The sequence below is a fragment of the Sphingomonas sp. 22R3R2A-7 genome (assembly GCF_036856055.1).
Taxonomy (GTDB): domain Bacteria; phylum Pseudomonadota; class Alphaproteobacteria; order Sphingomonadales; family Sphingomonadaceae; genus Sphingomonas.
Window position 1 is genome coordinate 3,703,916 of record NZ_JASPFR010000001.1, and the last position, 17,434, is coordinate 3,721,349.

Below are 17,434 nucleotides of genomic sequence, written 5' to 3' on the forward strand. Positions count from 1 at the left end.
AGTCTGCGATGGACGGTCGCCTCGGCGACGGTGAAACGGATGTATAGGGTCCGGGTGGTCGAGTTCCTCGTGTGGGTGCTCGGACGACGATCTCTAGATCGTATCGGCATTGATCACCTCCGCGCCGCCGGTCTGTGCAGCGATCGCCCGTGCGAGCTCATCGGCCCAACGTTTGACCTCGCTTTCCATTTCAGTCGCCTCCCTAAAGCACTCCCGCTCACGGTAAAAATTCAAATTCATTTCCGCACGCGCAAGTTCGCGGCTTGCCAGGCGCGTTCGCGGGGTGGCATCGGCCTTGGCTGAAGTGAGCAGTTCCGTCATTCCGGCGGACCGCTGCTGCTGCAGACGAATTTGCTGCTGGCTTACCTGCGAGGGGGTCGCGACACCATAGATGTCGCCCGTCGCGGGATCTTCATGATGGAGCAATTCCTGGCGGACTTTCTTGGGAACTCCGCCCCTGCGAGCCATCGATGTGAAAAGATGCCGGATGTCGTGGTTCGCAAGCTCATGCCAGCCGAGATAGAGTATCCGCTGAAGCGTCCCGAGATCCGTCTCGCTCAGCATGCCGGCTTCTTTGGTGAAGGCGTAGCGCGCAACTGGAATGCCGCGGTTTTTCATCGCACCGGTCGGATGGACCGGGGGTGCCATCTTTCCTTTGTGCCAAGCGTTCGCAACTTCGACGACTAGGTCTGTGAGATGACTGAAAGAGTTCGGGCTGAGCAGGAACGGCTTGGGGGCGCCGCCGTTCTTGCAGATTGCCGTGTACTCTTTGAAGACATCCTTCGTGACGGGGTCTACATGGACCTCGTACCCGGATCCGCTAGAGGGAGCCTGGAGGGTTTCGGTGATCCGGCTACCGGCATCTGCGCAGATGAATACACTGGCATGTGCATACTGGACACCAAGAGTGAACTCCTCGTGCGCGATCAGCAGCACGTGGCGTTCGTGCCCGAAGGGGTCCTGGGAGCGCAGCAGGCGATACGCATCCCGAAAGGAATGGCGTCGCGACGTGCTGAACGTCGTCACGCCCAATGGCGTTGACGGTGGGTCGAACGGCATCTGCCATACTAGTCGCTTGGCGGCGCGTTGTTCTTGTTGGTGCTCGTCGAGCGTGGGGACGTCGTCGATGATCCAGGACTCGGCGAACTCCGCAATGAAGGGGACGATCGTCTTTCCCCCCGGCTCCGCAGGGGTGCAGCCGAGGAACTCGACGACGTAGGCGGACCTGCCGGTCTTGGAACCGCTGTATGTTACGCCCCAGTTCCTCTTCATGAGGCCGTTTCCGACCCGCTTTCCGTTCATGCTGGAATGAAGGAGGTCCCAAGTCCAGAGTTTGAAGTGTGCGGTCTGATGCACGCTGCGGAATTGGTTATCGATGTCACGCGCTACGTACGGCAGCTGGAACGTTTTCGGTGTCGTCAGCCGGGCGCCACCTTCGATGTGCGCGTCGATCACCTCGCGGCACTTTGCGCGGATCGTGACGCATTCATTGAACCGGACCCGGCCCACGAGCAGAAATGCTAGCGGTGCGTCCAGAATCTTTTTGATGCGCTTCTGGCGTGACTTCATGTCGCCTCGCCGGGATTCGTTCAAGACAGTCAGGACGCTCGCGAAGAACCGCTCGTGACCCGCTGGCATCGGGAGCCGAAACTTGCGAAACTTCGACTTCTCGCCGGCGGGGACCACTGTCTCGATGTATTCATCTATGGCCTTGCTCGCCTGCCTGTAGGAGGCGAGCGCCTCCAGCACAGGACGTGGCGCGTTTCGCTGCTCGGCCCATTTACTGCCCAGCATGCGCTCCATGGCAGCACGCAGTTGATGAGGATCGCCGATAGCGATGTCGCTGACGTTGCAGTCGACAGCCGACATATACCGGACGAGTTCGTCTTGACCGCGCTCCTTGCGGGCAGCGCGTCGCAACGTGACGATGGCGCATCCGACGAAGAGCCGTTCGTCCGCGATCTGGGCAAGCCGTTTGAAAATGCCGTCCTTTGGACGCATGGACGGATGTGTTTCCGCATTCTGCAAATATGTCCCTGGGAGTTCCCTCAGTTCTTCCGGCAGGCGTGCATTGACCGATTGCTCATAATTGCCCGGAGAGACCGAAAATCTGCCTGCGATCGTTTTTGCGTCTGCCTCCGTCTCCAGATCGTGTGAGACGACAAGGCTTAAAGCCATTGGTTCGGTGACGCCGGTGAGAGCCCGAAAAGTGATCGGTGTGAGCGTCCGGTTGGGCGTCGACCCATCGAGATGCCGGAATGCATCCTCTATGAACCCTTTTGGCGGTGACTGTCGCGGCCGACCTAAAAGGATGTGTCCCAAGCGACGAACATGGTGAAAGTCTTCGGGCGAAGTGCATGGAGCGCGAGCGCCGTACACGCGTTCCATCAACTCCATCCGATCAATGCCTTCTTCCAGCTCCACCTTGGTTTTGTCGTCGTTCCATTGGATGGCGCAGGCGTTTGCCAGCGCTCTGGCGGCGTATCCGCTCACTCCAAGTTGGACGGCGGCGTGTTGCAGATATATGTGTCTCATGCGGCCTCCAACTTGGCCAGCCGATCAAGATCGGAGTCATTGTGTGCCCCGACGGGCTCGTCGTCGTTTGCTATGAAGGGCACGTTTTCCATCGCGTCGAGGTCGATCCGTCGCGCCTGGATGAATGCGATCGCGGTTTCGATCGCCTGCTGGCGGCGCTCGGGTTCGCTATAGTGTGCCAGCATGGCATCCGGCCATTTCCAGCCCATGTATTTTCCGAAACCGGCTTTCAGTTCCTCGCGCTCGGCCGCAGGCTGGGTTTTAAGCCAGGCGAAGAACGCGTTCACTCCGGCATGGCGAAGCGCATGGGAGGTGATTTGGTCCAGGCCAGCATCGGTCATTGCAGGTTTGAAGTAATAGTCTGCGACGCCGGACTGGCTGAAGAATTCACCCTTTGCGTTCGTAAAGAGCGGTTCGCGTTCGAGTGCGGCGAGGTCGCCGCCGAGTGCCAACCGTCTGAAGTCCGCCAACGTGCGGCGCGTCTTGCCCTCCAGCTCGTTCCGGTCGATCCGCTCCTCGTCGACGTACAGTCGCAGTAGCGCCGCCAGCGCTGCCGAGATCTGCTGCTCCTTGGTTCGGGCGAAGTCGTCGCCCTTGTTGCCGGTGCTGATCGCTTGACCGAACTCAGAGGCTTCCCACCAATCCCTAAGCGTAAGGCGGATCTGCTCGGACAGTCTGGCAAGACCTTCGATCATGACGTCCACGAGCATTCGTACAGCCGCGGGCCACGGGCGGTTAGCGTTCCGACCTGCACGACGAACGCGTTCCACGATCGCGGGAAGCTGAGTGCGGAGAGTGCGTGCTTTTTCGCGCTTGATGCGGAAGATGGCCCGTGCCGCTCGCCTTCCGCTCCGCGCCGTCTTTCGGATACACGCCAGCGGGTTTTCCGCGCCAGCGTACAACTTGCGGTCCATCGCAGACTGGTAGAGCACGTACAGCCCGTTCAAGCCGATGTTGCATCGGTCGAACTGATCGTCTGCGACAGACATGTAGTAGCAGCCTTCGCGGCTCGACCACTTCGGCTCGAGACCCATGCTAATCAGCACATCCCGCCACATCTCGGTGGCTAGAGCGGTTTCCGACCACATGTCTTCAAGGTGCGGATTGCTGTCGAGAAGGCGCTGCTGGGCATCGAGCATCGCGGCGGTCCCCCGAAGATATTTCGGCAGGGAGTTTTGGCTGACATGCGCAGTCATGTGCCGAGCGGCATCGGTTAGGCGCGCATCGGGGAGCCCGTCCGGACCGAAGAGCTGGACCGGCAGTTCATCGGCCGGATCCCATACGATCTCAAAGCGGAACAAAGACGAGTCGGGGTCCATAAACTGGAATATATCTATTCTGAAAAATTTTGCCAGTCCTTGGTTTGGTTTTGGGGGTTCCATCCCCGGCGTGCGGGGTGTTGCACTACGGCTTTCACGCAAAGGCTTCATGCGGCCGGCTCGTTTGGCGGCCAAAGTGGGAGGTCGGAGAAATGTTCTATTCGTCCGACGAACCGATAACGGTTAAATCGCGACGATCTGAGTGGATCTACCGAGGGCGGACGAAGACCGGTCATGTGCAACACCCCCGGTTACACTGGAATTTTCAATCATCCTCAGATCGGTAAAACGAGAATGGTGCCATTCCAGACTCTGCTGTGCCGACATCGCAAGCTCGGAGGGCAGCGGTGGATGCAACCGCGACCGTTGATCGTTGTCTCTACCGTCCAACGTCAGAGCTTTAGGTACCGAAAGAATTCCGAACGCCGGTTCGGCTGCAACCCGGTTTCCTATTTTTCCTTCATTTTTGGATCGCAACGTTTCACAGGGCGCCAACATATCCGATCGGCTCGTGAGGGGACTCGGTTCTTTTGGCCCGTTCATCGCCTCGACCCTCACGTCTAGGAAAACGCGCGTCTTCCGCGGCATGGTGACACGGTCGGGAAATAGCGCGACGATGAGGTGGTCCGCGGCAGGTCAGCCTGGAAGCACGTGTTCGAACAACCCGGCGCGCAGATCCGCCGCGATGTTCACCCGGGATTTCACCATGACGCCCAGACGGCCACGCACCAGTCGTCGACGGCGTTGCCGTTGTCGGCCCGGAACCGCACGGGGGCCGGGACCAGGCGTTCGTAGCCATCGCTATCTTTCAAGCAGCAAGGAGCGGCGGCGTCACCCGTACAATCCTTCCGCGATAGCGTGATCGCCGAGTCCACGAATTCACATTGCGATGGAAGCCAAGTGGGGGCTCAGGTATTGAACCCTGAAGGGAACAATATGCACATGTGCATATTTAGTATTTATGATTTGCGATCACTTCCCGCGACCGGAACCTGAGATCCGGCTTCTCATCACACGAACGTCATGCCTTGCGGACGACCTGTGCCTCGATGATGGCGAGGTGCAGCGTCTGATCGGGTTGCCTCCTCGGACATGGCCGCTCACGAAGGCCCGGGCGCGCTGCTGGCAGCCTGAACCCTGGCAGGAGCGCCGACTACGTCATCTGGTCGACCTCGGTGATCTTCTCGTTGGGATATTCGCCCAGGATGCGGCGGCATGGCTTCGCACCGCGAACGTCGCAATGTTCGGTCGGACGCCCATCATGGTGCTCCTCGAGGAGGTGGATAGTCTCCGCGCGATCATCGTGCGGCTCCGCAGCGAGTTGAGCGAATGACGGCTTCAGTTGAGACGCCAATGATCTCCCCCGTGAAAAACGACGGAGAACGGTTAGCTGTCCGCGGCCGCTCGATGTCAGTTCGCGGCGACCCCGCTGGCCGATCCAGTGATCGTCAGAAAGTCACATGCGATCGTGCCATCGCCTTCCATGCCGCCTTACGGCTTGGCGATGGGCTGACGCGCGCGACCGAAGAGGAAGGACTTCGTCCCATTGTCTGAAAACGCGAAACGAAAGACGTACGTCACCGCGCAGCAGGCGGAGATCCATTCGCTGTTCGTCCAGCACAGATCGATGTCGATCGTAGCTCGGCAACTCGGCCTTTCGATGATCAGGGTGCGTGAGGCGTTGGTGCAGTTCCAACGCAACATGATGCGGGACCAAGGCATTTCGCCTCCACCACTTCAGGAGATGTTGCGGGGTGATGTCGCGACCCGGTTCGGCGTCTCCCGAAGGGAGAGTGGAGGAAGACCCGCCATCCACGTCCAGCACGATCCGGTCGTTTCCGGCGAGATCGCCCAGATACCTGAGCGTCGTGAGAACTGCTTCGTCCGGGTCGTCCGAACCGGAGACAGGGTGCGGCGTCTGATCATCACCGCGATCGAGGCGGGCGCGGTCGTCCACCAGCCGTTCTGGATGAACCTTCGTGCCTATGCAGCGAGGATCGACGCCGAGATCGTCGTGTTGAGGCTGGGTCGGACCGGACTTCTCGGCAAGGGTGCAGAGGACATCCGCCCGCTGGTTCGGGACGACCGGATCGACATCGGCGGAGTCGTCGACGTCGCAGCGGACATCCGCGTTCCGCTGCAATCAAGCAGGCCGTTGGACGGGCTGGCGAACCGCCGCTCGGCCACTTGGACGATCATCGGCCATCCGGTCGTCCAACTCGAGACCCTGGCGCGGATCAGAGCAGGGGGCCTCAAGGTGCAGATGACGACGGGCGTCGTCACGAGGCCCCGCGGCGGCTCGGCACCGGCGTGGCCGTCTCAACTTGGCGCCGTGATCGTCGAACTCACCGCTGGAAACGCGGCGCACTGCCGTCACATCACCGCCAATCCTGAGGGCGACGGCAGTTTCCAGGATCTGCAGTACAGGGTGGTGAACGGCACCGTCACCGCGCGATGCCGGGTCGAAGCGCTGACGTTCGGCGACATCCACCACGCCCATCTCGACCCCGCCGTCGCGGGTGCGACATGGGGGCGGCGCTGCGGGCATCGTCTCCGATCCGCCGTTGATCGACGTCCTCCGGCCGCGCTTCATGATCTTTCACGACTTGGCCGACTTCTCGGCGCGCAACCATCACGAGGCGCGAGATCATCATCAACGCTTCGCCCAGATGGCCGCCGGACGAGACTGCGTCCGGACCGAGATGCGGGCCTCGGCCGAATTCCTGGTCGACACCCGTCGGCCTTGGGCACGGAGCATCGTCGTGGGATCGAACCACGACGACGCGCTGGTGCATTGGCTTCGAGATGCGGACTTCCGCGAGGACCCGCGCAATGCCGTGTTTTTCCTGGAGGCATCCCTTGCGCTCCACCATAACTTGGCAGCTGGGAAGGGCACTGACGGCCTGTTCGAGAAGGTCCTGCGTCGTCTGGGATCCGACGGCCTGGCCCGGATACGCTTTCTGAAGATGGGTGAGAGCCTCGAGATCGCGGGGATCGAGCACGGGCTCCACGGTCACCAGGGATCAGATGGGAAGCGCGGCGGCATGCCGTTCTTCGAGAGGCTCGGGATCAGGGCAACGCTGGGCCACACGCACCGCCCGACGACGCGCGGCGGACTGTACTGCGCCGGCGTATGCCAGACCGCCCTTCGCTATGCCCGGGGACCACTAACCTCCTGGGCCGTCGCCCATGTCGTGACGTATGCGGACGGGGCGAGGCAGCATCTCTTCTTGAACGACGGGCGCTTCTTCGGGTGATCCCAAGGCCATGCGCACGCGGTCGGCCAGTGCTTGGTGCCCGCGATTGGCCGTAGCCTGCAACATCCTCCTTGGTCACCGAGACAGTCAACGGAAGACGATCAACGCCGCGGCGCACGTTTTCAGTGGAACCCAAACAGGCGACGCGCACACGAGCCATTAGAGATCTCAACCATGCCGGTCGCAGCAACGCATTCGTTCCACACGGATCATCGTCGATGAAGCCCGTGATGGGGATTTGAGCAAGACAGCTTGATGTCGCCGCCAATTGGCCGCTCCCACGGCCAATCAGCGCGGCTTGAAGGGTCGACGGTATGTCGGCAGCCAACACGAGGGTGCACCTATTTCTGTTTCGTTCGTGATAATGCCAGAAGGGCTTGTTGCTCTCGATAGACATGAGGAGGTGCATGCTCCTGCGTGAAATGGCGACGACCGGGACTCCGGTGACCTTACGAAGCAGAGTGGGATAGTATTCGTTTGGCCGCATGCGCGTGTCATCGCCACGGGCCAGTCGTCTGTCGATGACGGCGTTCACGCGTTCAGGTGAAACATCGGCCAGGTCCAGGAGATCGAGGAATGGTCGCGATATGTAAGGCATGGTCGTCTCACGTGCGACAGGACGGCCGCGTATCAGCCATTATAGGATCGTCGGGGTCGCTTGGAATTCTCCAAGATCGCCTTTCGAACGGGTCACCCGTGAGGCGGCGCCGGGAACCTATTTCGGCGAGCCAGCGTACGAGAACATGTGGCGATTGGATCGCTGGACGTCGTTTGCATTCCGGACGATCGACCGGGATGTGGACATCGCAGCGCCAAGTCGCCCCGATGTAGATTGTCGTTCGAGCGAGGTGACGGGGCGATTGGTTCACGCTGCCGTGTCCGCACCACGCCTCCCATTGCCGGTGAGGACAGTTCGGTGGTTGGTGATCAGCGACGACCCCACGCGGTCACGGTCGAGACGAAGATCACGATTGATCGCGAGATCCAACGCTGATCGAACTTTGGACGATCGATCGTATGATCAACCTGCGCGCCAGTCCGGGAGGATTGGAAGCCACACCCGCTTGCAATCCTGCCAGCTACGGTCTTGGCGTGCAGGCTTCGTGGAACTGCCATTCTGACGGGCCTTGGCGTCACGTACCGCCAAGGCCATGTCCGGCCGCGAGGCGGTTCACTACGCAACCTGCCGGGAGCGCGAGCGCAATAATCGGCCAAGCTTGCGCGGTCATCGACAGGCGTGCGTCGCGATCTTAGTCCGCCGACGCACGCCAGGACGATCACATCGGGAAAAGCTGGTCCCGCGGTTCGAGCGTTTCGGCATCGAACACGTGAAAGCGATGCTCCAGGATGGCGCATTTATTGCCGGTCCTTTCCTGCATGGCGACGATTGTCTGCCCTTCCAGCAGGGGGCTGTCTACGAGTACGCGGGCCGGCAGGCCCGCCAGGCTTCGCTTGGACGCCTTTTTCGCTTTCTTCAGCGTCAGGATCGAGTCAGCGTAGGACGCCACGTCGTTTATCGCGCAGGCCGTCGTGATCAATCCGTCCTTCCAACGCACGTTCAGTCGCAGATCGCCGCACGGCAGAACTAAGCCGTGATGGACCGCGCGCATGCGCTGGATCACCTCGGGGACGTTCTGCCCGCTGGCGCGGATCGCGGCCACGACGACCGCGTCGATCGCGCCGCCACCTCCGACTTCGTCGAACCATCTCTTGCGGACGGCGCGCAGAGTCTGGCTCTGCACGATCCGTTCGTCCGTCAGATCCCGGACGATGTCCTCGGGATATTCGGCGACGATGCTGTAACGTTCGGGCTGGAGCCCCGGGTTGAGCATCTCGATCGTCACCTCCGGGGAGGGCATCCAGTCCTCCCGCGCTTGGATCGTGCAAGGCTGGACGCCCAGCAGTTTGAACGAAGTGCCGCGCCGGTTCGATTCGGAGATTTGCCGCTTCGCGACGGTCTTTGCTTCAGCGAGAAGATCTTCGAGGTCTACGCATTCGCGGAGAATGCGAAGGTATTTCTCCGCCTGCTCATCCGCGATCTCGACGATGTCCTCGGCCGTAACGGACTCCGACCTGCCTAAAACGGATTGCAGGCTGACCGAGACCTTGCGGAGAGGATAGCGAAGACGGATCTGAGGATCTCGATCACCGTCCTCCTTGATGGTGGCTACCAACTTGTCAGGGTTGAGGTCGACGCCCTTATCCTTCAGCTTCCGGGCGATCAGCATCTTGGCGAGTCGGATGTCTGGCGTATCGATCGTCGTATGCATCATTGGATTTCACCTTTCCGGCCCGACATTTGGGCGCAGGATCTTTTTTCCGCTCAATTGCGTGATCCGAGAAAACGCCCCTGCTCAGGCGATTTGAAGCAAACTCCTTGAAAAACCCATCAGTGGTACACCCGTCGCAGGCGTCAGTTTCGCACGCGCGGACAAACGGATTGGAGGTCAGGCCGGCCGGACTTTCGCGAGGACGTAAGTGGCTTTCAGGCGCTTGAACAACGCCCGGCCGGGTGCGCGATCGTGGCCTCGCCGACGCACCCTGACGCGAGGACCCGCCAACTCCCGCCCGGCTACGATATGAAGGTTTACCGTAGGTCGCAGGGCGAGCTCTTATCTTGCCGGACTGATGCCGATGCTGTGACGTCGGAGATACCGAGATGGTTTGCATCTTTTCCACTCGTCGTCCGCCGAACATTCAATCGGCGTGGGGCGCCGCCCATATCCGGCCCGTCGTGCATTTAATGTAGTGTTCTCGCCGCTGGAGCTGGATCAGCAGTCCCGACGGTCCGCGCCTGGCGCAGGCAATGATGGCGTCGCAGCCGAAGGGCAGTTCGACCAGCTCGGCCAGGCGACGGCCGGGTAGGCAGGCAAGGACGGTTTCCGGCACGACGCCATCCAACTCGACGTTAAGGCCCTCCCAGTACAGACCATCCATGCAGAGCTCGGTCGTGACGACACCGTCATGCCAGCCCAACGTCGCGAAGACTGGACCAGAGTTCGAAGGTACCGGCACGATGGTCAGGTAGGCGTCGGCGAGCCGCTGGAGAACGGCCGCTGGTCCCTCCGGAGCAGCTCGGGCGATGGTGATGGCAAGCTCGTCGATCCAACCATCGGCACCAGCGACTGCAAGCGCTTCGCGGCGTCCGGCTCGATCAGCTGTACCGAGGGAGACGAGGTCCAGATCCTCCATGTCGTGGAAAGGGCCGACTGTCCTGCATACGATGCCTTGGCGCATCGCTTCGTCGACAGCTATAAACTCGACAACGAGCAGGAACATGCTGTGGTTCTTGCGAACGCCGCATTTGACGGTGACGCCGCCTAATGCGGCGCCGATGCTCGGCGCAATGGCTGAGGCCGCCTTCCGGACCGCCGTGACCCGCGCGCCGATCTGCCGCCGAAACTTCCAGAGAGCCTTCATCTCGTCGACGATCCTGGCGGCGAGCGTCTCGATCTGCGAGGGCATCGCCGAGCAGAAGCGTTCCGACCCGGTCTCATATGCCGATAGCTTCAGTATTGCCTGACCCGCCTCCGCCAGCGGCGCGAAGCGCAGCACGTCGAATGGGCCGTCGTGAATGACGGTCATGGGTTCTGGGAGTCCGAGACGGCGACATGCCAGGTTTCGCGACATGTTGCGGATGCGCTTGATTAGGAGTTCGAGGTTCGGGCCGTGCGCGTCGTGGCGGAGTGATCTGACCGGGTGGAGGCCGGGTTTGCCTGCATCGAGTCCCCAGCTCTCATCGCCCATCCTTATGCTGCCGGGGAGTGCGGGGGACGCCCGGGTGCCAAGTGGCAGATGGAACCCGTCGCCCTGCCTGTCCAGCGTACGGCGCAGATCCCCCGCCGCCTCGAGCAGCTCATGAGCCGAAAGATGGTGAAGCCGTTCCAGACCGTCCGGACGTGCGGACAGTCGCAGGTCGACGATCAGCGCACTGGCGAGCGCGTCAGAGATCTCGGTGCCGTTCCCGACGTCCATCACGCCGAGGTAGCATCGCAAGCTCTGGGAGAGGCCCTCCACCTGGCGGCGAGTCTGGCTTGCATCGTACGCCACTGGCTTAGCCGCGGCCGCTAGAATTGATTGAACGGCGCCGGAGGTGCGATCGACGGTCCGCTTCCTGGACGCGGACGCTGCCGCTCATGCGTCCGGCCGGAGGCCGACGACCACCGACGGGATCTCGAGCAAACTGGGAACCCGTCGAGTCCGCATGCCTGCGCCTTCTACCGTCGGCGGCGGGGTGGTCATATATCCACGAGTCCCATCGCGCGGTTTGCCGCTCGCGGTGGCATGGACATCGTTAGGACGGGAAAGCTGACGTACAATCCGTCATCGGTCTGCTCGGCGGTCGTGATCGTATAGTTGCGTCTACGGACGAGGGGGCAATCCACCACGTCGGCGAGTGCGCGTCCTGGTAGTAGGGCGACGGCGGTCTCGGGCAGCGAAGCGGCGAAGTGCAGGACCGCGGCGTGTCTGGTCTGCGATATCGCCATCCCGGCGGTGATGGAACCGTGCAGGACAGCGACGCCGCCCTCAAGTCGGATCGCCGGCCTGTTGCGTCGTTTGGAGTAACCTAAGGCCGCGCGCTGGTGATACCCCAGCGAATGATGCTCCGTGCGACGTTGCCCGGTGGCGACGCTTGCATCGCGTAACACCGCCTTGTTCACCGCGACCTCCAGATCGAGCAGCCCGCAGGCGTGCGCGTCGAGCGCAAGCACCGAGATTCTCCTGATCCCCGGATAGGCCGCGAGCCAATCGCGAAGATCGGCGTTCACTTGGATGGCCTTTGGAACGCGGCTACGCGACCGGTTTCGCCGAGTTCGACCAGCGCGTTCCGAACGACGGCGCTGGCTCGGACGTCATCCCGGTTGTAGATGATGATGCGTTCGCGCAGCATCTCGTCACCGGTTCGCGCGAAGTCGTCGAACCACTGGATCGAGTTGGCCCCTCCCGGATCCAAGTCGCTCCACGAGAAGCCGCAGGCGCGCGCGACGGATTTGAGACCGTAACTCGAGAGTGGCCAGTCGGTGTCGGCGGCGATCACCTTGTAGAGATCGGTGCATCGTTCCTCCGCGAAGATCTCATCGATCTCCCCTTCGTCGCAGACGCTCGGGTGGCGCCTCTGCAGGGCCTTGTAGGCGGTCCGCTCGTAGCTGGAATAATGGAACCACTGGGCATCCCGGTGCCGCCGGAAGTGCGCGACCGCGTCGGCGAACGCGGCCCGCTCACCGTCGTCGTCGATGGTTGGGGCGAAGAAGTGTACGAATTCGCCGTCCGTGTCGGCGCGATCGTGCCAGAAGCCGTGAAGGTAGACGATGCCGCGGGTCGGGTCCGCCTCGACATCGAAGTCGATGCTGTGGGCATTGGGGCCGAGCCTGATGGGCGCGTAAGCCACAGGGCCGCTGGCCGTGTCGGCCCACAGACGCGCCCGTTGGACGAAGCGGTCCAGCCGCTCCTCTCCGATGCCCGGCAGCGCGGGCCGCCCGCTAGGTTCGAGCCGGGCAAGCCCGGTGACGGTCGTCGCCACGGGACGTACGAGTTCGCGTATGGCTCGGCCGAGCCCGGCGAGCTGGGTCAGATCGTCGGCGTCCCGCAGATCCTCTCTACAGACGGCTCGCCAGTCGCACATCGCGCACATGGCGCACATGGCCCCGGTGGTGTCGCGACCTCCATCGCGAATGAGCCGGGCATCCGATAGTAGCTCAAGGTGTCGCTCGGCCCCGGTGGTGCCGGCGCGTCCGAGGGGGAGGTTCAGATCGTAGATTGTCTCGTTGCCGTCGCGATCGACGATGCCGCTGATGTCGCCGCGGCCCATGCCCGTGGCGGCGAGGATGTGTGCGTAGTGGCTCACCTGCGCGAGGTAGGTCGGCTTGTAGGTCTGACGTGGGCCTTCGAGGGCGGCACCCGCCTTGACGTCGAGCGCGATGTGTCCGCGCGAGGTCCAGCGCATGATGTCCGGCATGCCCACGAGATCGGCGCAGGTGATGACCGCGCCCAGAATGGTCGGCACCTCGTTGGACACGGCGATGCTGGTGGCGATCTCGCGATCGGCGCGACCGAGCCCGCGAAGATCGGCGACGGGGCCGGGGAGAGCGGCGAGGATGTCTGCCTCGTGCGCCAGGCCGTCGCGCCAGAGCATCTGCACGAATGCGGACGTCTCCTCGCGTCGGCTCTGGACGCCGTGGAGGTCGAGCGCGAGCCGTCGTTCACACAGCAGCAGGTCGCGTAGCATGGAGGCGGACACCGACCGCATGGCTCATGCGGCCCCGAATGCGGGCAGGGCGGCGGCGGCGGCGATGCTTGGGACCGTGACCTCGACGCGCGAGGAACCGCCAGCCGTGGCGTCCCGACGGACGTGGCCGCCGATGCCGGCCGCCAGGGCGTCCACGATGCCGCGCCCTTGCCCGCCCGGTCGCGACCAGCCGCCCACGACGCCGTCGTCCTCGACGACGATGGTCGTGTGCACGCCGTCGTCGCGCATCGCGACGACGATGGATCCCGGGCCCTGGCGGAGGCCGTGGCGGATGGAGTTGCCGACGAGCTCGGCCACGATCATCGACATCCGGCGTGCCGCCTGACCGTGCACGAGTAGCGGATCGCCTTCCACCACGAGACTGACGGCGTCGTCCGTGCCCGTCATGCGGCCGACTGCCTGGCAGACTGCGAGGAGGGTGCCTGTGAGGTCGACGCAACCGGATCCGGTGTCGCCGAGCATGCGCTGGAGATCGCCGGCGCCCGTCAGTCGATCGATCGCGAGGTTCATGTGTCGCGTATCCCCCCGACCAGCGAGATGCAGGGCGGAGATCGCTTGCTGCAGAAGGTTGGCGGTGCGGTGGGAAAGCTCCTGCGCGTACAGGACTGCGTCGCAGTGGTTGCCGGTCTTCATCAAATCAAGCATTCGTCACCTCCTGAACCATATATAGGCACATGTGCATACGTAATGCAACATGAAACAAATTGTTCCTGGAAATCGTAAGCGGCGACCGGATATTTACCTGTCAATAATAGAGTGAATTCTTGCTTAAGGCGTTTGCCGACTGGGCGCCTGATGCCTATAATGGAGACATGACGGAACCAACGACGAAGACGATCAAAACTACGGACGGCGAGATGGACGCGAAGGCGGCGCGCATGGCGCTTCAGAGGGCCGTGGGTGCCCGCGTCCGCGAGATCCGGGAGGATCTGAAGCTCGGACAGGCGCAGTGTGCCGAATATGCGGGCCTGGACAAGAGCTCCATGTTTCGTGGTGAGAAGGGTGAGATCAACTTCACGTTGGATACGCTCGGCAGACTGGCGCTCGCGCTTGGCGTGCCGATCGACGAGTTCCTGATCGGCGTTACCCCTGATCCGGCCCTAATCGAACGGCGGACGCGGGGCTAGTCGAGTGGTCGCCCGCTCCGGTGCGCATTTTTCGGTCGGACGATGATCCGACTTGGAGTGGTGTCATGGCCGGCTCTGCTGGTTGAGTTTTCGCAGAAGGCGACTGGTCGGCGTACCATCGGGTTGCGGGGGAAGGGCTGTGCTCGATCTCGGCGTTACCGAGATGACGGGGAACGTCAGGCTGCTGACGCCCGCACCGCGGTAGCTGCTGGGATGGTGGGTCGACGGCATTCAGCCCACAGGTTCCACCAAGGTGATCCGACGGGACTGGTATCAGCCTGCATGCATCGCCCGCGGCGGGCGATCGAGGTACGTCCATGGATCATCGAGAAACGCATCACAGGCGGCTAGACCGCGAAACAGTGCGGCCCGCCAGTGATTGAGGCCGAGATCGGCGTCCAGCGTAGTGGCGCTGTCGATCAGGAACTGCCGCAAAAGGTCCCGCTCGCCGGGCATGCCCTTGAACAGCCGCAAGGCGACCTTCTGACCGAACAGGAATAGGTTGATCGCATCGGGATGACCCTCGGTCAGCTTGAGGCGGTCGAGCTGGAAGGTGAGCCGGTCAGCGAGTGCCGGGTCCAGGGCGGCCGGTTCGATGGAGAAGACGACCGTCAGCGATCCTGCAAGGTAGGTAACGTCGGCTCGCATGAACGTCACGTCCGGCACGTCCTGGAAATAGGCGTGAATCATGCCTTCACCGGCAAGAGCGGCCAGAGTTCCCTTGGCTCTGTTGCAGGGCTGGCAGCTCGGAACGAGATTGCGCGGATTGATCGCGAGCGCCCGGTAGTCGTCCTTCGGCAGATGGTGATCGAGCGTCGTGGCGTCCCCGGAGCCACAGAGCGGGCATTCCATGACTGCGCGTAGAAGCGTGTTGCGCAGCGAGGCAAGCCGGCGACCCTTCTGCACCTGACCATAGGCATCGAGTAGCGCGTCGGCACAGCCGACCAGTGCTGGCGGCTGCAATCCGGCATCGGGCTCGCCGAGCCGCTGATCGTAATCGGCGTAGAGCAGATGCAGGGCGACCCGCTCGGCTGCAGTCAGATCGTGCGTCTTAGCGCCGTTCTTCAGCGTAAGCGCCGTATCGATTTGATCGTCGATGTCCCCGGTGTCGGGGAGCCTCACCTTCCACATGATCAGGCTCCGCGCATCGCCGCTAGGCTCATGACGTAGGCCCGCGCCTGGAGGCTGAGTCCTCGGTCGAAGCGACCGTCGATCTGTTCGATCGTGAGCCCGGAATCGACGAGCGCCTTCAGCGTCGCGTGGAAGTCCGTCGCTCCTGGATGCAACCGGAACACCTCGTCTGTGATCTCCCCGATGCTCTCGCCGTAGGTTTCGATGCGCGGCGGCATGATCGCGATCTCGTCTCCGACCCTGTTCACGACCGACACGTGGCGACCAAGGGTTTCCTGAACGACGACCGGCGAATGCGTCGCCACGACCGCGAAGGCGTCGTTCGCCTCGAGCACGTGGCGCACGGAGTGCATGAACGCCGCCAGAAGGGGCGGATGGAGGTGGCTCTCCGGCTCGTCGATAAGGACTATGGACTTCCGTTCGGTCCTTGCGACGATCGTCGCGATCGCATGCATCACGATCTTCAGTCCCGTGCTCCATCCCATGAACGTCGGCCTCTGTTCGAGCGCGAGCAGCTCCGCCGGGGACTGGTCCGGTATGTCGGAGAACGATGGATCGGCGAGAAGCGGTTTGAGTGCCCGCAGTAGCAATGCGTAACGACCCGCGTCGAAGATGGCCTGGACCGTACGCGCGTACTCGTCGGCCAGCTGTTCGGCGGACTTGAGGCGCGTCCGGGTCTGACGATCGATCGCGATGCGATCGTCCAACGCGCCCGACTGCGCGTCGATCGCGTCCGCTTCAGCTTCGAGGCTCTCTTCAAGCTCGGCGGCGATGTCGCGCAGGCCCGCGAAGGCGTAGCGCCCCGTGCCCGCCCGAAGGTCCTTCGCGATCTGCCGTCGATCCTCGACGCCGAGGCCGGGAACCTGGAACGTGTCGAACGCACTGTACGCGACGGTGACGATCCGGCTGAAGCCTATCCCGGGCGGTTCGATCGCGCCGAGGCGCGAGATGGCTTCCAAGCGGCGGTCCCGCTGCGAGGCATGGAGCACGCGGGCGAGGCGTGCCATCAACGTGCTCTTGCCTGACCCGTTGCGACCCGTGATCACCGCCACCCGCTCCGGCAATCGGGCCGTTACCAACCCTGAGCCGACGACCCAGACGACTTCCTGCGACGGTCCCGCGAAGTTTAGATGCAGGGGATCGTTCCAGCCGGTGACCCTGAATGTCATATCCAGACCCATTGCTGGAAGCGCGTCGTAGTCGCGTTCCAGCAGCGTCCGTGCGAGTGGGACATAGCTGTCGAGATCGAGGTCGCGGGTGACCGATACCCGCCAGCCCTGTTCCTCTTCGAATGATTTGGCGTGCTCCGGATCTGCCAGAGCGTCGCGGAAGAAGCCGAGAACGAACTGTCGGACTTCGGTGGGGAGTGCGGCCAGATGTTCGTAGTAGTCGAGCGATTGACCGAGGGAACAAAATTCCTCGCCTAGCGGCTGGAGCTCCCCTTCGGGAAGGACGCTCGTCGGAGTCTCGACCTGTCCACGCTGAAGAATTTTGAGGTTGCCGACGAACGCGTCCTTTCCCTCCGTGAAGTAGTAGAGATGATAGCCCGTCTTGAATCCGTAATCGTCCCACGCATCCTGCTGGAGTACGATATCCGCGACGGCGCTCGGCGTCCCGCGAGACGGCTTGACCACGACCACCTTCATGAATTCGATCCTCGAAATTTCGTACGAATGCCGGATGGCGCTCGGGGCGGATCATTTGGACGCCATCCACTCCGCGCGCACAGTAGGGAAAGTGGTGCGAGCGTCGCAATTGAAACTCAATCCGTTGCGGTCCGATCTGCGAAGCCGGGTCGTGTGGCGATGCCAAGCCACG

Annotated in this window: 13 protein-coding genes; 3 read left to right on the forward strand and 10 right to left on the reverse strand. The window is 62.5% G+C overall.

Annotation, left to right across the window (positions count from 1 at the left end; translation table 11 throughout):
- Window positions 1-93 precede the first annotated feature (93 nt).
- Together QP165_RS17815 and QP165_RS17820 are read right to left on the reverse strand one after the other, a co-directional pair.
- Window positions 94-2,535: a hypothetical protein gene (locus QP165_RS17815; protein ID WP_333996634.1), complete on the reverse strand. Its 2,442-nt coding sequence runs from the start codon at window positions 2,533-2,535 to the stop codon at window positions 94-96.
- On the reverse strand, window positions 2,532-3,965 hold the full coding sequence (locus QP165_RS17820) for a hypothetical protein (protein ID WP_333996635.1): 1,434 nt from the start codon (window positions 3,963-3,965) through the stop codon (window positions 2,532-2,534). Before QP165_RS17820 ends, QP165_RS17815 begins: the two co-directional genes overlap by 4 nt.
- Before the next feature lie 949 nt (window positions 3,966-4,914).
- On the opposite strand from QP165_RS17820, the gene QP165_RS17825 reads away from it, so the two are divergent.
- Entirely contained in the window at window positions 4,915-5,187 is a 273-nt protein-coding gene (locus QP165_RS17825) for a hypothetical protein (protein WP_333996636.1), read from the forward strand.
- A gap of 123 nt (window positions 5,188-5,310) precedes the next feature.
- Here the strand turns inward: QP165_RS17825 and QP165_RS17830 are convergent, their stop codons facing one another.
- Entirely contained in the window at window positions 5,311-5,997 is a 687-nt protein-coding gene (locus tag QP165_RS17830; RefSeq protein WP_333996637.1) for a hypothetical protein, read from the reverse strand.
- A 421-nt stretch (window positions 5,998-6,418) separates the two neighbouring features.
- On the opposite strand from QP165_RS17830, the gene QP165_RS17835 reads away from it, so the two are divergent.
- The gene (locus tag QP165_RS17835; RefSeq protein WP_333996638.1) at window positions 6,419-7,111 is read left to right on the forward strand and encodes a hypothetical protein; all 693 of its coding nucleotides are present in this window, start codon (window positions 6,419-6,421) and stop codon (window positions 7,109-7,111) included.
- Between the two features lie 1,277 nt (window positions 7,112-8,388).
- On the opposite strand, the gene QP165_RS17840 is transcribed toward QP165_RS17835, so the two are convergent.
- The 5 genes from QP165_RS17840 to QP165_RS17860 form a co-directional block, all read right to left on the reverse strand.
- On the reverse strand, window positions 8,389-9,384 hold the full coding sequence (locus QP165_RS17840; RefSeq protein WP_333996639.1) for a hypothetical protein: 996 nt from the start codon (window positions 9,382-9,384) through the stop codon (window positions 8,389-8,391).
- A gap of 424 nt (window positions 9,385-9,808) precedes the next feature.
- Complete coding sequence (locus QP165_RS17845; RefSeq protein WP_333996640.1) at window positions 9,809-11,161, reverse strand: hypothetical protein; 1,353 nt, start codon at window positions 11,159-11,161, stop codon at window positions 9,809-9,811.
- A gap of 188 nt (window positions 11,162-11,349) precedes the next feature.
- Window positions 11,350-11,880, reverse strand: coding sequence for a hypothetical protein (locus QP165_RS17850; protein ID WP_333996641.1), 531 nt, complete (start codon window positions 11,878-11,880; stop codon window positions 11,350-11,352).
- On the reverse strand, window positions 11,877-13,337 hold the full coding sequence (locus QP165_RS17855; RefSeq protein ID WP_333996642.1) for a TM0106 family RecB-like putative nuclease: 1,461 nt from the start codon (window positions 13,335-13,337) through the stop codon (window positions 11,877-11,879). The genes QP165_RS17850 and QP165_RS17855 overlap by 4 nt, the downstream gene beginning before the upstream one ends.
- Window positions 13,338-13,361: 24 nt before the next feature.
- Window positions 13,362-14,003, reverse strand: coding sequence for a hypothetical protein (locus QP165_RS17860; RefSeq protein WP_333996643.1), 642 nt, complete (start codon window positions 14,001-14,003; stop codon window positions 13,362-13,364).
- A gap of 119 nt (window positions 14,004-14,122) precedes the next feature.
- Here QP165_RS17860 and QP165_RS17865 point away from each other — a divergent pair, with 119 nt between their 5' ends.
- Window positions 14,123-14,485 carry a helix-turn-helix domain-containing protein gene (locus QP165_RS17865; RefSeq protein ID WP_333996644.1) on the forward strand — a complete coding sequence of 121 codons (363 nt, stop codon included), beginning with the start codon at window positions 14,123-14,125 and terminating at the stop codon, window positions 14,483-14,485.
- 273 nt (window positions 14,486-14,758) lie between these two features.
- On the opposite strand, the gene QP165_RS17870 is transcribed toward QP165_RS17865, so the two are convergent.
- Window positions 14,759-15,616 carry an HNH endonuclease gene (locus QP165_RS17870; protein ID WP_333996645.1) on the reverse strand — a complete coding sequence of 286 codons (858 nt, stop codon included), beginning with the start codon at window positions 15,614-15,616 and terminating at the stop codon, window positions 14,759-14,761.
- Between the two features lie 2 nt (window positions 15,617-15,618).
- Window positions 15,619-17,262, reverse strand: a complete 1,644-nt coding sequence (locus tag QP165_RS17875) for an AAA family ATPase (RefSeq protein WP_333996646.1) — start codon at window positions 17,260-17,262, stop codon at window positions 15,619-15,621.
- Between the last annotated feature and the right edge of the window lie 172 nt (window positions 17,263-17,434).